General features: G+C 68.7%; 10 protein-coding genes and 1 pseudogene. 10 read left to right on the top strand and 1 reads right to left on the bottom strand.

Going from position 1 to position 16314, the window contains the following annotated elements:
* The first annotated feature begins 64 nt into the window (after positions 1–64).
* The 8 genes and pseudogenes from LJ657_RS18850 (at position 65) to LJ657_RS18820 (ending at position 11675) form a co-directional block, all read left to right on the top strand.
* A complete protein-coding gene (locus LJ657_RS18850; RefSeq protein ID WP_232649785.1) occupies positions 65–1306 on the top strand; it encodes a sugar ABC transporter substrate-binding protein in 1242 nt (413 codons plus the stop codon).
* Between the two features lie 19 nt (positions 1307–1325).
* Complete coding sequence (locus LJ657_RS18845) at positions 1326–2342, top strand: carbohydrate ABC transporter permease (protein WP_232649784.1); 1017 nt, start codon at positions 1326–1328, stop codon at positions 2340–2342.
* Positions 2339–3181: a carbohydrate ABC transporter permease gene (locus LJ657_RS18840; RefSeq protein ID WP_232649783.1), complete on the top strand. Its 843-nt coding sequence runs from the start codon at positions 2339–2341 to the stop codon at positions 3179–3181. The genes LJ657_RS18845 and LJ657_RS18840 overlap by 4 nt, the downstream gene beginning before the upstream one ends.
* A gap of 95 nt (positions 3182–3276) precedes the next feature.
* Positions 3277–5013, top strand: a complete 1737-nt coding sequence (locus tag LJ657_RS18835; RefSeq protein ID WP_232649782.1) for an amylo-alpha-1,6-glucosidase — start codon at positions 3277–3279, stop codon at positions 5011–5013.
* 70 nt (positions 5014–5083) lie between these two features.
* Positions 5084–6928 carry an RICIN domain-containing protein gene (locus LJ657_RS18830; RefSeq protein ID WP_232649781.1) on the top strand — a complete coding sequence of 615 codons (1845 nt, stop codon included), beginning with the start codon at positions 5084–5086 and terminating at the stop codon, positions 6926–6928.
* A gap of 115 nt (positions 6929–7043) precedes the next feature.
* Complete coding sequence (locus LJ657_RS18825; RefSeq protein WP_232649780.1) at positions 7044–10238, top strand: RICIN domain-containing protein; 3195 nt, start codon at positions 7044–7046, stop codon at positions 10236–10238.
* Positions 10239–10348: 110 nt separating this feature from the next.
* A pseudogene (locus LJ657_RS49340) lies at positions 10349–10474 on the top strand (IS630 family transposase); the annotation flags it as partial.
* A 199-nt stretch (positions 10475–10673) separates the two neighbouring features.
* Entirely contained in the window at positions 10674–11675 is a 1002-nt protein-coding gene (locus LJ657_RS18820; protein ID WP_232649779.1) for a cellulase family glycosylhydrolase, read from the top strand.
* Positions 11676–12310: 635 nt separating this feature from the next.
* On the opposite strand, the gene LJ657_RS18815 is transcribed toward LJ657_RS18820, so the two are convergent.
* On the bottom strand, positions 12311–13516 hold the full coding sequence (locus LJ657_RS18815; RefSeq protein ID WP_232649778.1) for a cytochrome P450: 1206 nt from the start codon (positions 13514–13516) through the stop codon (positions 12311–12313).
* 612 nt (positions 13517–14128) lie between these two features.
* Here LJ657_RS18815 and LJ657_RS18810 point away from each other — a divergent pair.
* The gene (locus LJ657_RS18810) at positions 14129–15298 is read left to right on the top strand and encodes an aminotransferase class I/II-fold pyridoxal phosphate-dependent enzyme (protein WP_372487936.1); all 1170 of its coding nucleotides are present in this window, start codon (positions 14129–14131) and stop codon (positions 15296–15298) included.
* The gene (locus tag LJ657_RS18805) at positions 15295–16314 is read left to right on the top strand and encodes a polyprenyl synthetase family protein (RefSeq protein WP_232649776.1); all 1020 of its coding nucleotides are present in this window, start codon (positions 15295–15297) and stop codon (positions 16312–16314) included. Before LJ657_RS18810 ends, LJ657_RS18805 begins: the two co-directional genes overlap by 4 nt.

The raw sequence follows: 16314 nt of genomic DNA, 5'->3' as shown, positions 1-16314 counted from the left end.
CGAGCCCAGCCCCCGCCCACCCCTCCCAGGGCACACCTGTGCCGAGAACCATGAGGAACACGCAATGAACAGATCTGCCAGACGGCGTCTCACCGCCGCAGTCGTGACCGCCGTCGCCGTCACCGCCGGCGCCACCGCCTGCTCGTCCGGCGGCAGTTCGTCCGCGAAGGGTGCGGACAGCAAGACGTACACGATCTGGGACCCGTACCCGCAGTTCGACAAGACCTCGGACTGGGCGAAGCTGCTGGACGGCTGTGGCACCGAGGCCGGGGTGAAGATCGAGCGGACCGCGTTCGACACCAGTGACCTGACGAACAAGGCGCTGCTGGCGGCGCAGCAGGGCAACTCCGCGGACGTCCTCATCGTCGACAACCCGGTGGTGTCGACCCTGGCGGAGGCGGGCGTGCTCACCACGACCGACGACAACAAGCTGGACACCTCGAAGGTCAACCCCAACCTCCTCGCGGCCGGCCAGTCAGGCGGCAAGACGTACGGCACGCCGATCGGCGCCAACACCCTCGCCCTCTACTACAACAAGGCGGTGCTCAAGAAGGCCGGCGTGGACGTCGCCTCGGTCAAGGACTGGAAGTCACTGACCGCGGCGCTGGCGAAGGTCAAGGAGGCGGGCAAGAAGGGCATCACGTTCTCCGCGATCGGCACGGAGGAGGGCAGCTTCCAGTTCCTGCCGTGGTTCTGGGGCTCGGGTGCGAAGCTGACCGCGCTCGACTCCGACCAGGCGGTCTCCGCGTTGTCGCTGTGGAAGAACTGGCTGGGCAAGGGCTACGCGCCCAACTCGGTGATCAACAACACCCAGACCACCAGCTGGCAGGAGTTCGCGAGCGGCGACTACGCCTTCGCCGAGAACGGCACCTGGCAACTCGCCAACGCCGAGAAGGCCGGCTTCCAGTACGGCGTCATCCCCGTCCCCGCCGCCTCGGGAGGCGACGCCGCGGCCCCGACGGGCGGTGAGTTCGTCACCGTCCCCGTCCAGAAGGACTCCGGCCGCTACGCCACGACGCAGAAGCTCGTGTCCTGCCTGACCAACAGCCAGAACCTGCTCGAAACCGACACGACGCTGTCCTACGTGGCCCCGACCACGGAGGTCCAGCAGAAGCAGGTCGCGGCCAACCCGAAGCTCAAGCCCTGGGTCGCCGCGGTCCAGGCCGCCAAGGGACGCACCAGTGACGACCTGGGCACCAAGTACCCCAAGATCTCCGAGCAGATGTGGAAGGCGGTCCAGTCCGCCCTCAGCGGGTCGGCGTCGCCGAAGGACGCGCTCGGCTCGGCACAGTCCGCCGTCAAGTAACCAGGACTCCGGCCAGCCGATGACGCACACGACACAGTCGCCGGAGCGCCGGCTGGTGCCCGACCGGAACGGGGCGGCCACCGCCGCCCCGCCCCTGGCCCGCACCAGGCCCCGGCGCCGCCCCCGCCCACGCTCGCAGCTGGGGGTCCCCCCGGGCGAAGCCTGGGGGAGGGCGGCCTGGGCCTTCCTCGCCCCGGTCACCCTCTACCTCGCTCTCTTCTACGCCTATCCGCTCTACCGCAACCTCGACCTGAGCCTGCGCGACTACACCGTCCGCTCCTTCGTCCAGGGTGACGCGCCGTTCACGGGTCTGGCCAACTACCGGACGGTCTTCGACGACCCGACATTCGCGCCGGCGCTTGTGCACACCGTGGTGTTCACGGTGGTGTGCCTGTTCTTCCAGTACGCGCTCGGCCTGGCGCTGGCGGTCTTCTTCAACCAGAACTTCCGGCTCTCGGCGACCCTGCGGGCCCTGTTCCTGGTGCCGTGGCTGCTGCCGCTGATCGTGTCGGCCTCCACCTGGTCGTGGATGCTCAACAGCGACTCCGGCATCGTCAACTCCACCCTGCACTCCCTGGGCATCGCCCCGGTGAACTGGCTGACCTCGCCGTCCTGGTCACTGACCTCGGTGATCATCGCGAACATCTGGATCGGCGTCCCGTTCAACCTGGTCGTGCTCTACAGCGGTCTGCAGTCGATCCCCGAGAGCCTGTACGAGGCGGCCTCCCTCGACGGCGCGAGCGCCTGGCGGCGTTTCTGGAGCATCACCTTCCCGCTGCTTCGCCCGGTGTCCGCGATCACCCTGCTGCTGGGCCTGGTCTACACGCTCAAGGTCTTCGACATCATCTGGATCATGACCAAGGGCGGCCCGGCCGACTCCTCCACCACCTTCGCCACCTGGTCCTACCAGCTCGGCTTCGGCAACCTGCTGCCCGCCTTCGGCCCCGGCGCGGCCGTCGGCAACCTGCTCGTCGCCGCCGCCCTGGTCTTCGGCCTCATCTACCTCAAGGTCCAGCGAAAGCAGGCCCTGTCATGACGCACGCACCAACGATCCCGAAGCGCCGCAACGCCGCGTGGGTGAAGACGAGCCTCGGCGTCCTGCTCACCGCGGTCATGCTCTTCCCGGTCTACTGGATGCTGAATGTGTCCTTCACCCGCGACCAGGACATGCGCAAGTCCCCGCCCGACCTGTTCCCCACCCACGGCACGTTCGAGGGCTACCGCGCCGTCCTGGACGAGCAGTTGCCCTACCTCGGCACGAGCCTGGTCATCGGCCTGGGCACCGTCGTACTGACGGTGGCGCTGGCGGCGCCCGCCGGTTACGCGCTGGCGAAACTCCGCCCACGCGGCGGGGGCGTGCTCGGCTTCCTCCTCCTGGTCGCCCAGATGGTCCCCGGCATCATCATGGCGATGGGCTTCTACGCCATCTACCTCCAGCTCGGGCTGCTCCAGTCCGTCCCCGGCCTGATCGTCGCCGACTCGACCCTCGCCGTCCCCTTCGCGGTCCTGATCTTCACGGCGTTCATGTCCGGCATCCCGGGCGAGCTGATCCAGGCCGCGCAGATGGACGGAGCAAGGGCCCTGCGCACCTTCTGGTCGATCGTCCTGCCGATGAGCCGGAACTCGGTCGTCACGGTGTCGCTGTTCGCGTTCCTGTGGTCCTGGTCCGACTTCGTCTTCGCCAGCACCCTCGCCAACGGCGGCGCCCATGAGCCGATCACCCTCGGCATCTACCACTACATCGGCAACAACAACCAGCAGTGGAACGCCATCATGGCCACCGCCGTCGTGGCCTCCCTGCCCGCCACGGTCATCCTCGTCCTCGCCCAGCGCTACGTCGCCGCCGGCGTGACCGCCGGAGCCGTCAAGGACTGACACCGACCTCCCGCACAAGGGCCTGCCACGAGCCGACGCCCGAGCCCCGCCGCCCGCCCGGCAGACCCCCCCGCTCAGAAACGAGTACCGACGCCATGACCGCCGACCCGCCCGGCCCGGCCTTCTCCATCCACGACATCCCCTTCAGCACGCACGGATCCTGGTTCGGTATCTCTCCCGTGCTGACGGAGCAGACGCGCGCCGAGGACCTGCATCTCGTCTCACACCAGAACGGCATGCACGCCGTCCTGCGCCTCGTCCCGCTCGACGCGGCGACGGGCGAGCGGGCGGAGACCAGCGTCCAGGCCACACCGGGCCTGCTCAGCTGGACCGGCGCGGACGGGCGCGTCGACCTCGCCTACGAGTCGCCGGACACCGTACGCATACACGGCACCGGTCTCGGGTTCGGTATCAGCTCGGCGGCACCTGTCCTGACCCCGTTCAGCGGGACCTACTTCTACCGCGACCCGGTGGCCGACGCGCACATGTTCACCTCCTACGAGACCGGCCGCCGCTACCGGATCACCGTACTGTCCGGCACGGTCGCCGACGTGTCCGGTTCCCAGGCCCTGGGCGCCGGGGAACGCGGTCTCACGGTCACCTCAGGGGCCGACGGCTCATGGGAGGTCGCGGTCGAGGAAATCGACAGCGCTCGCCGGCCCTACCGCTCGTCGGCGGCGTTCGGCGAGGTCATGGAGGCCGCGCGGCAGTCGTTCGCCGAGTTCGTCGACAAGGTCGCTCCGTGGCGCTCGTACGGCACCCCGGCCGCCGAACTCGCCGCCTATGTGGTGTGGTCGGCGACCGTACGCCCGGCAGGTCTGATCACCCGGCCCGCGGTGCTGATGTCCAAGCACTGGATGGACAAGGTGTGGAGCTGGGACCACTGCTTCAACGCCCTCGCCCTGGCCCCCGGTCGCCCCGACCTCGCGTGGGACCAGTTCTCGCTCCCCTTCGACCACCAGGACGAGACCGGCGCGCTGCCCGACTCCGTCACCCACTCCGAGGCCCTCTACAACTTCGTCAAACCACCCATCCACGGCTGGGCCTTCGGCCACCTGCGCCGACGGCTCCCCGAACCGCTCACTCCCGCGCAACTGACCGAGGCGTACGACAGACTGACCCGCTGGACCGACTTCTGGCTCACCGCGCGGCGCGCACCCGGCACCGCCCTGCCGCACTACCAGCACGGCAACGACAGCGGCTGGGACAACGCCACCACCTTCGACCCGGCACGCCTGGCCGTCACCGCCGACCTCACCGCCGTGCTGATCCTCCAGCTCGACGAACTGGCCCGGCTGGCCGGCGAACTGGGCTTCGAGGACGACGCCCGCCACCGCACCGAGCAGGCCGACGCCCTCCAGGTGGCCCTGCTGGACGAACTGTGGGACGGCGAACGGTTCCTGAGCCGCCCGGCCCACGGCGGAGCCCTCTCGACGAGCGCGAGCCTGCTGAACCTGATGCCGATCGTGCTGGGCGCCCGCCTGCCCGACAAGGTCAGCGACCGGCTCGCCGAACAGATCGAAGCCCACCTCACCGCGTTCGGCCTGGCGACCGAACACCCCGCCTCACCGCACTACGAACCCGACGGCTACTGGCGCGGCCCGATCTGGGCCCCCACCACCGTCCTCATCGAGGACGGCCTGCGCCGCGCCGGACACGAACACCTCGCGGGCGAGATCAGCGCCCGCTTCCGCGCCCTGTGCGAAACCTCGGGCTTCGCCGAGAACTTCGACGCCCTCACCGGCCAGGGACTACGCGACCGCGCCTACACCTGGACCGCCAGCAGCTACCTGCTGCTCGCCGAAGCACACGCCCACAGAGACAGCCGCTGACCGCCCATCTCCCCACAGCCCCGAAATTCCGGACCCGGGAACCCGTCCCCGCTCACGCAGGAGCCGCACCATGAAATCGCCCAGGAGACTCCCCAGACCCGCTACTCGCACCGGACGCCGAGCGGCCTCGTCCACAGCCGTCCTCCTGGCCGCGCTGGCCACGACCCTGGTGCCCGCCGGTCCGTCGCAGGCCGCGGACACCGGCGTCACCGTCGACTTCGCCACCGCCGGAGGCGCCCCCACCTACCGCGCCTCGGGCACCCTGTACGGGATGACCCCCGACGGCTCACTGCCGCAGGACCACTTCTTCAAGGACATCAAGTGGAAGTTCGAGCGGGCCGGCGGCGCCCAGCTCAACAGCGGCGGCTACGGCACCAGTCTCGCCGCCTACCAGACCCGCTGGAACGCCACCCTCGCCCAGTACAAGCGCACCAAGGCTCTCGGCGGCACCTTCATCCTCCTCCCCCACGACCTGTGGGGCGCCGACAGCACCACCAGCCAAGCCTTCCCCGGTGACAACGGCGACTGGACTAAGTTCGACGCCTTCGTCAACCAGCTCTTCTCCGACGTCAAAGCCAGCAACATGACCGTCCAGTGGGACCTGTGGAACGAGCCCAACGGCCAGGGCTTCTGGCCGCGGCCGGAGAGCCAGTACCTCCAGATGTGGTCCCGCTTCTACGCTGCGGTCCGCGCCAACTTCCCCGGCCAGCTCATCGTCGGCCCCAGCTACTCCCAGAACCCCGAGAACAACACGTGGTGGCAGGCGTTCATGCCCTACGTCAAGGCCAACAACGCCGTCCCCGACATCTGGAGCTGGCACGCGGAGGACGGTGACCCCGTCGCCGACGCCGCGGCCATGGACAGCCTGCTCGCCACCTACGGCCTCACCAACACCCGGCCGTACCAGATCAACGAATACGCCAAGAAGACCATGCAGAGCCCCGGCGGCGGCGCCTGGTACATCAGCCGCCTGGAGCGGGCCGGCGTCGACGGCCTGCGCGGCAACTGGGCGTCGGGCACCGCCCTGCACGACTACGAGGCCAACCTGCTCACCAAGAACAGCTCCGGCCAGTACCTGCCGCGCGGCGAGTGGTTCATGTACCGCTACTACGGCTCCCAGACGGGCAACGTCGTCAACCTCGTCCCCGGCACCAGCACCGACGGCTTCGCCACCAAGGACAACACCGCCAAGAACGCCAAGATCCTCATCGGCAGCAACGGCAACACCGGCAACGTCACCGTCAACCTCAACCGGCTCGACACCACCTCGGTCGTGGAGAACGGCCAGGTGCGTGCCGTCGTCCAGCGCATCCCCAACGGCAACGGCGTCGCCGGACCCACCACCATCTCCGACACCAACCTGACCGTCGGCAACAACGCCGCCTCGGTGACCCTGCCCTACACCAACGCCACGGACGGCTACACCATCACCCTCCTGCCGCCCTCCGACACCACCATCTCCACGGTCGCCCTCGGCGAGAACAGCTTGCAGTGCCTGGACGACACCAACCTCAGCACCGCCAACGGCACCCAGTACCAGCAGTACTACTGCGAGGGCGGTGACCAGCAGATGCTCGATTTCAAGCCGGTCGCCGGCCGGGCGAACACCTACACCGTCGTGAACGAGCACAGCGGTAAGTGCCTGGACGTCGCGAGCGCTTCCACCGCCGACGGCGCCGCCGTCATCCAGTACACCTGCAACGGCGCCGCCAACCAGATGTTCACCCTCAACCCGGTCACCGCGCTCGGCATCAGCCAGGACTACCAGCTGGTCGCGGTCCACAGCGGCAAGTGCGTCGACGTCAGCGATGTCTCGAAGACGGCCGGAGCCAAGATCCACCAGTGGACCTGTGACCCCGCGAGCGCCCTGAGCACCAAGAAGAACCAGATCTGGCGCCTCATGGGCAAGGCCTGACCTGTCCCTCGCCTCGCCGAGAACAACCTGAACCGCCAGCGGCAACACACCCACACGTCCGGCACGGGGGCCGGCGCAGCAGTAATCAGCCCCATCCCTGAAGGGACGCACGAACATGGCACGAATCGGGCAAAGACGCTCGGCCGCCAGACGCCTTCTGCACGGCATCACCAGGACGCTCCTCCCGCTGACCGTCGTGGCGGCCGGTGTCACCACGATGGCGGCAACGCCGGCCTCCGCCGCCAATCCCACCCTCACCGTCGACCTGGGCACCAGCACCGGAGCCTTCCGCGGCGGCGCCTCCGGGGCGCTGTACGGCCTGTACGGCCAGGACGTGCCGACCAACAACCTCATCGAGGGGATGGGGCTCAAGACAACCAACACCAAGTACCAGGACGGCCAGCAGCACCCCGGCTCGGACGCCCTGGAGATCGCCAAGCCCTTCGCCGACAGCGGCGGCGGGGACGAGTTCATCTACATGACGGACGTGTACCGCGCCAACTACGAACGGACCAGCTACTCGGCCTACCAGGCGACCATGAAGACGCAGGTCGAGCAGGCGATGGCCAGCCCGTACGCGAGCCATATCGTCTTCATCCCCTACAACGAGCCCGACCTGAACTGGTTCAAGGGCATGGGCACCAACGCGACCGCGCTGGCCAACTTCAACGCCGAGTGGCTCCAGACCTACAACTTCATCAAGGGCATCTGGCCCGCGGCACGGCTGGCAGGGCCCAACCTCGCCGGCTACACCGACTTCTCCCTCAGTGGCTTCCTCAAGTTCTGCAAGGCCAACAACTGCCTGCCCGACGTGGTGACCTGGCACACCCTGGGCAGTCCGGCGGGCGTCCGCAGCACCGTCGACGCCTACCGCGCGGTGGAGACCGCCGCTGGGATCACCTCCCCGATCCCCGTCAACCTCAATGAGTACGCCCACCGTTACCACCTGACCGACCCCGGCCAGATGGTCCAGTGGATCGCGGGCATCGAGGACGAGAAGGTCGACGGCAACCTGCCGTACTGGAACATCAACGGCAACCTGGGCGACTCCGCCGCCGCCCAGAACATCCCCAACGCCCAGTGGTGGCTGTACAACTGGTACAGCTCCATGAGCGGCGACACCGTCAAGGTCACCAGCACCGGGGCCAACGCCGCGTACACCCTCCAGGGCCTGGCGAGCCTGGACACGGCCAAGAAGCAGGCCCGCGTCATCCTCGCCGGCGGCGGCACCAGCGGCGCCTCCGACACGGTCGTCAAGAACATCGACCCCGCGGTCTTCGGCAGCACCGTGCACGTGAGCGTCTTCCAGGACCGCTACAGCGGCTACATCGGCTCGGCGGCCACCCCGGCCCGGCTCTCCGACGCCGACGTCGCCGTGGGCTCCGACGGTTCGATCACCGTGCCCATCACCCTCGACGCGATGTCCGCGTACGAGGTGATCGTCTCCCCGGGCGGCACCGGCAGCACCACCGCCTCCGACAGCACCTGGACGGGTACGTACGAAGCCGAGAACGCCACGCTCAGCGGCACCGGCTACAACATCAACACCGAGGGCACCACCGGCAGCATCGCAAAGTTCGCCACCTCCGGCACCAAGGACGTCGGAGGTCTGCGCACCGGCTCCACCACAGTGATCTCCTTCCCCGTCTCCGTCCCCACCACCGGCGACTACGACCTGTCGGTGTTCGGCAACAGCTACGCCAAGGACGCCGACGTCAAGGGCCCGACGGACGTGTACGCGCGGGTCGACGGCGGCGCCTCGACCAGGATCGACATACCCGTGGGCTTCCAGTGGGTGGTGTGGGGGCACAGCGACACCACCGTGCACCTCACCGCGGGCAGCCACACCATCAGCCTGGCCACCACCGGCGACAACGGCGCGAAGACCACCGGTGACGCCCTCATCGACAAGATCGACCTCCACTACAAGGACGCCGCGGTCCAGGGAACCACGCTCTACGAGGCCGAGCAGGCCAACCTGTCCGACAGCGGCACCGCCACCTACACCTCCCAGGGCCAGTCCGGCGCCGGCGCGGTGAACCTCACCTCCGGCAAGTCCGCGACGTTCTGGGTCTACTCCGCACGGGACGGATACGCCGACCTGACCGCCCGGTTCCGCAACACCGGCCAGGCCGCCCTCACCGTCAACGGCAAGACCGTCAACGACCAGACCCTCTCCGGCGCGACGACCGGTGCCTGGTCCACCTCCACCAACCGGGTCTTCCTCAACAGCGGCATCAACAAGGTCAAGGTGACCGGCACCAGTGGCACCCTCGCCCTGGACGACCTGGCCGTCACGCCGTTCAGCGCGACCTCCGCCGTCACCACCGGCAACGTCGTGACGTACCAGGCCGAGGACGGCACCCTCACCGGCACCGCGGCCGTGGACAACACCTACAGCCAGGCCAACGGCGGTGTCGTCAAGGGCATCGGCGACGGAACCGCCAACTCCCTCACCCTCAACGTCAACGCGCCCGCGGCCGGCACCTACGCCATGACCATGCGCTACGCCAACGCCGAGGAACTGCCCTCCAACCACTACAACCCCGACCTGTACGCCGAGCACGCCGACGTCAGCGTCAACGGCGGCACCGCCACCCGCGTCAACTTCGCCAGCACCCTGCACTGGAACCAGTTCAACGACTACACCGTGCCCGTGACGCTCACCAAGGGCGCCAACACCGTCAAGTTCACCGCCTCCCAGCTCTACAACTGGGACGGCACCACCATCGGTGTCGTCTACTCCGGCGGCGGCAGCGACATCGGACAGCCCATGCGCTCCAGCTCGGCGCCCCACCTCGACCAGGTCTCCTTCGCACCCGCGAGCCTGCACATCGGCGCATCGTCCGGCTTCTCCTCCACGGCCGTCGCCCAGCACAGCGGGCTCTGCCTCGAAGACCCCTCCCAGTCCACCGCCAACGGCACCCAGTACCAGCAGAACACCTGCGGCAGCGGCCAGGAACAGATCTTCGACTTCCACCCCGTCGCCGGTACGACCGACACCTACACCGTCGTCAATCACTCCAGCGGCAAATGCCTGGACGTCAACCAGCTCTCCACGGCCGATGGCGCGGCCGTCCAGCAGTGGACCTGCAATGACGGCAACAACCAGCGGTACAAGCTGCAGGCGGTGACCGCGCTCGGCAACAGCCACGACTACCAGCTCGTCGCCGTGCACAGCGGCAAGTGCGTCGACGTCAGCACCATCTCCACCGCACCCGGCGCCCTCATCCACCAGTGGACCTGCGACACCGGCAGCACCCTGACCACCAAGAAGAACCAGATCTGGAGGCTCACCGGAAAGGACTGACCAGCAGCGAATCCCGCCCGGTTTCCCGGCTCCGCCGGCAGAAAACACAGTCCCCACCGCCCTGCGGGGCACGCGAGAGGGCCACGACACACGGTCGTGGCCCTCTCACGGGGAACTCCGGATCCGTCGGGGCGAAGGAGTTACGGGTCAGCGTCCGGTCGGTGCAGCGGTGGCGGCGAGCTCGGGACGAGGGCGGTCTGCGCGCTCTGCGGTGGGCCGGCCTGCTGTCGCCGCCTGGCCGTTATTGGGGGACCCACTGCGCGTCGGGGATCCTGCTGGGCTGCGTCACCCGCCAACCCTGAGTGAGGGTTGTGAAATTCCGTCAGGAGTCTTGACACGCTTACAGGCGGCTCCAACTATTACCCACAGCGCCGCGCAGGAATAAACAATACCCCCCACAGGGCACCATCTGAAGCGCGTGCGGAAGGGGCACACATGTCCGTTCGAGCCAGGGTCAGAGCAGCGCTGACGCAGTTCCTCGTGGTCGTCGTCATGGGCGCGGCCCCGTTTCTCACCGTCGCCCTCGCGCAGCCGGCCGCAGCCGCGACCAACCAGTTCAAGGGAGTCAACTGGGCGGACGCGCGGGACAACTACCAGTCCGGCTGGGTCATTCCGAGCGGCCTGACGGCCTCCGACAGCTACGCGCAGGTCCATTCGGTCGCAGACAGCTACATCAAGGCCTTCCAGTCCAACCTCGGCGCCAACACCGTGCGTCTGCCGATCAATCCGCCGAGCGTCAGTTCGTCCTGGTGGAGTGCCTACCGCGGAGCGATCGACGCGGCGCTCGGGGACGGCATGAAGGTGATCGTCAGTGCGTGGACGGAGAGCAGTTCCGTCGGAAAGGTCACGGACCAGTCCGCCTGGTACTCGATGTGGTCCACCGTGATCGGTGCGTACGGCGGCAACAGCAATGTGTACTTCGAGCCGCTGAACGAGCCTTACGGCTACTCGCAGAGCGACTGGATCTCCCTCTGCTCGTCCTGGCTCTCGAAGTTCTCCAGTGTCCCCAAGGGGCGGGTCGTCATCAGCGGCACGGGTTACAACGACCATGTCACCGGCGTCGGGGCCGCTTCCGCTCTGAACGGCACCCTGCTGTCCCTGCACTACTACGGCTACTGGAACAGCTACACCCAGGAGTCGCAGTGGCAGTCCGACCTCAGCGGGCGCATCGGAAGCTATGCGAGCCGGACCGTCATCGACGAGTTCGGCGCCCCCATGACCACCGGCATCGACTACCTGTCGAACCACGACGGGGCCCAGTACCAGTCCTACCTCGCCGCGGTCACAGACACGGCGCGAGCCCAGGGCATCGGAAGTGTCTACTGGCCCGGCCTGAGAGACGGGGACACGTACTCGATGGAACGGATCAACGGCAGCACTCTGGCCAACAACAACGCTTCCGGAGTCACCCAGGTGCGCTGGGGCTGGGGCTACTGACGCCCAGCTCCTGGCGCCTGGTTCCTCTCCACGGCCTCAACTGGGAGATCGAGTCGGACGTCGTGGCTGATCCCCGTGCTCTCGAACGCCGGTTCAGGGCAGGCCGACATCTTTGTGGCCGAGGGTGTTGTGCGGTCCGGCCGTCGGTCTGCTCCGGGCGGGAGGCCGGCGGTCCGGATCCGACGCGGCCAGGGACCGCTCGTACGTCGGCACCGGCGCCCAGGAGTCAGGTCGCGTTGTACGAACGCAGGTCCTTCAGCCGGTGGGCGTGAACCTTCAGCTTCTTCGTGAGGCGGCGGTAACGCTGGCTGACGCTCGACGGCACGAGCGGGGCGGAGCTGTCGGCTTCGCCGGATCCTGCGGCCGTTGTTGGAGTGCTTCACGAAGAGTTCGAGACGGTCGAGGTTGATGTCCGACCCACGCAGAGCGCACATCTCGCCGCGGCGTGAGCCGGTGACCATCGTCATGAACGGGAACGTTCCCCAGTCCAGGTCCCGTTGCCAGGCGGTGTTCAGAACCAGGGCCGCCTCCTCGGGAGCGGGCGGGTCGGGGTTCGGCTCGGGCTGGGAGGGCGGCTCGCAGACGTGCCTCTGCTGACGGGCGGGTCCGCCGGGCACCACCCTCACCCGGCCGGCTCACCCCCAGGCGACGGGCAGCGCCGCGAGCCCGTACGTCACCGAGTCCGTGCGCAGCGGTACCTTGTCCGGCGGTACGGCCAGCCGGAGTGTCGGGAAGCGGTCGAACAGGGCCCGGTAGGCAATCCGCAGTTCCACGCGGGCGAGCTGCTGGCCCAGGCACTGGTGGATGCCGAAGCCGAAGGCCATATGTCCGGCCGTGCGGCGGGTGATGTCCAGGACGTCAGGCTCATCGAAGCGGTGCGGGTCGCGGTTGGCGGCCATCAGCGCCGGTACGACCACGTCGCCCTTGCGGATCAGCCGACTGCGGATCTCGACGTCCCCGGTCGCAGCGCGCTCCGCACCGTACTGGGCGATGGTCAGGTAGCGCAGGAGTTCCTCGACCGCGCCGGTGATCAGGGCCGGGTCCGCGCGCAGGGCGGCGAGCTGGTCGGGACTCCGGAGCAGGGCGAAGGTGCCCAGCGCCAGCATGTGCGCCGTGGTCTCGTGGCCCGCCGCGAGCAGCGCCAGACCCATCCGGGAGACCTCCTCGGTCGTCAGTTCCTCCTCGGCTGCGAGATTGCTGAGGATGTCGTCCGTGGGGTGCGCGCGCTTGCGTTCGACGAGGTCGGTGACGTACGCGTAGATGTCGTCGAGCGCCGCCAGGTACTGCTCGGGGGTGGCCGAGAGGGCGAGCATGTTCGTGGTCTTCTCCTGGAAGACGTCACGCTCCGCGTATTCGACGCCCATCAGCTCGCAGATGACCAGGGAGGGGATGGGCTGCGCGAACTCCTGCACCAGGTCCACCGGTGGTGCGAAGCGGTCCATCGCGTCCAGGACATCGTCCACGATGGCCGTGATGCGTTCCGTCAGCTGTGTCATGCGGCTGGTGGTGAACATGCCGGACAGCTTGCGGCGCAGCCGCGTGTGCTCCGGCGGATCAACCGAGTTGATTTCGCCGGGCTTTGCGGGGCGGGCGGCGGTGACCTGGCCGTCGAGCGCCGAGTTGCGCAGTTCACCGCGCGAGGTGAAGCGCTGGTAGTCGCCGAGCACCGCGCGGACGTCCTCGTGCCGGGTCAGGAGCCAGCCGCTGCTCCCGTCCGCCATGACGACCGGGCAGACCGGGTCCTTGTCCTGCAGTTCACGCAGGGCTGCCGGAGGGTCGAAGGGACAGCCCTGCGTCCGCTCTCTCGGTATGGCCCGGCGGGCGGGTGCGGTCTCGGGCATGGCCGGGATTCCCCTCTGAAGTCACAAGCACGCGGTGAAAGCGGAGTGGTGAATTCTCTTTCGATCATTGTCCGTTCGGCCTGCATCCAAACAGGGGGAAGGCCCAAGGGCCGGCCGGGTTGCCGGAGCCCTGAGTCCAGCCGGCCTTGGCGAGTACCAGGTCCGCCACTTCCTCACGTCACCCACCCACTTCCCGCAACCAGCTGAACTTCCAAAATAGTCACCCAAAAAAACTTCAATAAACGGCAAAGCGAAAAACGCGTTGCTCTTGGCGTGCGCTGAAAAACGTGGGGTCATGGGGGATATATCTGGCTTTGCCGCCTGTCCCTCAGGCCTGTTGGGGAATTGCTTGGGGCGGAATCCGGCGGTGCGCCGCAAGCTCATGGCGTGGATTCTGCTTCTTGCGCACCGCCGCGTCGTGTGGTCAGACTGATCGTCAGTCGGCATCGGCAAGCCCGGTGTCGGAAGAAATTCCCCCCCACTTTCCGCGATTGCACCCGGCCGAACCAGGGAAGCCCCGAAGCCACCCTCGCGCCGTTCGCGCATGATCTCCGTTTCCTTCATGACAGCGTTGTCAAGATTCGGTTTGCCGTCGCCGCCCACCCCCCATCGGTGCGAAGACAGGAAGGCGCCGTCTTGGTTTCCGTAATTCATCAGCTGGCCTTGAACGAAAATCAGTCTCCGCTGTTGCCCGGCGTGTCCGAGGCTGTCCGCGAGGTCGGTGAGTGCGCCCATCTCACCCTCGACCCGCTCGCCACGGGCCTCACCGAGAAGTTGGCGGGCCGGCTCGGACTGCCCGCCGATCGTGTGGTGACCGGCCCCGGATCGGGCGCACTGCTCCAGATGTTCCTGAGTGCACACGCCGGCCCCGGCACCGAAGTGGTGCACGCCTGGCCGTCGTTCGAGATGTATCCGCTGCTCATCCGCAACACCGGCGCCGAACCGGTCGCGGTGCCGTCGGACGGTCCCCGGCACGACATGGCCTCCCTGGCCGAGGCCGTGACGGACCGGACGCGTGTCGTCCTGCTGTGCAATCCGGACAACCCGACCGGCGAGGTGCTCGGCCATGACCAACTGGTCGAGTTCCTGGCCGCGTTGCCGCCCCACGTGCTGGTTCTGGTCGACGAGGCGTACCGGGAGTTCGCCGAGCCCGGCACGCTCGCCGATGCGCTGGCCCTCGCCGCGGACGACGAGCGCGTCGCCGTGGTGCGCACCTTCTCCAAGTCGCACGGCCTGCTCGGGCTGCGCGTCGGATATCTCGTCGCACCGCCGACCGTGGCCGCCCCGTTGCGCAGGATGACGCCGTTCTTCCGGGTGAGCACGCCGGCCCAGGCCGCCGCATCGGTCGCGCTCGACGCCGAGGGCCTGATGAGGGAGCAGTGCGCCGAGGTGGCCCGCGAACGCGACCGGGTGCGGGCCGGGTTGCTCGACCTGGGCTGGGACGTCCCGCCCAGCGGTGGCAACTTCCTGTGGGTGCCGCTCGGTGGGCGCAACCAGGCGTTCGTCGACCATCTGGCGGCCCACGGCGTGGTGGTGCGCGAGATCGCCGGGGCGGGGGTGCGCGTGAGCACCGGCTCCCCGGAGGCCAACGACGCGGTCCTGGCGCTGGCGAAGGAGTTCGCCGCGCGGGAGCCCACGGCGAACACAGCGCCCGTCGCCGCCGCGGCCACCGGCACAGCCACCGCCACGACCACGCCTGCGCCCGTGCCGACCCCCGCTCCGACCCCTAGGGAACCCGACGTCCCCACAGCTCAGTCCCCTGAGAAGGAGCCCCCCGTATGACCGCCGAGGCAGTCGCCGTCCGCGCGGCCGTACAAGAACTGTCCTCGACGGCCGACGCGCTTCGCCGGGAACTCGACGTCCGCTGGCCCGCCGACGGTGACCGGATGCAGGAGATAGCCCGTTACGGGCTGCTCGCGCCCGGCAAGCTGCTGCGGCCGCTGCTCCTGGTCACTGCCGCGGAGGCGACCGGCGGTTCGCGCGACAAGGTGGTGCCGGCGGCGCTGGCCGTGGAGTACCTGCACGTCGCCTCGCTCATCCACGACGACGTCATCGACGGCGACGACCTGAGGCGCGGACAGGACTCCGTGCACGCCCGATACGGCATCCCGGACGCCATCGCCACCGGTGACGGCCTGCTGTTCCGGGTGTTCTCGGCCGTCGCCGAGTGCGCCGCGCTCGGGGTACCGGAGGCCGCCGTACTGGCCGCGGTGCGGGTGCTCGCGCAGGCGGGTGAGGACATGTGCCGGGGCCAGGTCCAGGAGTCCCTGCTGGCTGCCGCCGGGCCTCAGGGCTGCAGCTTGGACGCCTACCGGGAGATGGCCTCGCTGAAGACCGGGGCCCTGCTGCGCGGCGCGTGCCGGGCCGGGGCACTGCTCAGCGGCGGTACGCCGGAGGAGACCGACGCGGTCACGGCGTTCGCCGAACACGTGGGGCTCTCCTTCCAGATGTACGACGACCTGCTGCCCTATCTCGCGGACTCGTCGGTCACCGGCAAGCCCGCCACGAGCGACGCGGCCAACCTGCGCCCCACCTTCCCGGTGCTGCTCGCGTACCGGACGGGCAGTCCGGTGGTACGGCGGCGGCTGGAGCTCGCCCTCGGCGGCGGGACGTCCCCCGAGGCCACCTTCGCCGAACTGCACGACGTGCTGGTCGCGACCGGTGCGCTGGAGCTGGCCCAGGTCCAGTCGCGTGCCCAGGCCGAGCGGGCCAAGGCCCGGCTCGGCGTGCTGCCACGGTCCGAGGCCGCCGACGTGCTCGCGGCGGTCGCGGACCTGACCGTGCGCCGGGGCGCCTAG

It is taken from the genome of Streptomyces guryensis, assembly GCF_021261325.1.
Taxonomy (GTDB): domain Bacteria; phylum Actinomycetota; class Actinomycetes; order Streptomycetales; family Streptomycetaceae; genus Streptomyces; species Streptomyces guryensis.
This window is presented reverse-complemented; position numbering and strand designations above follow the sequence as displayed.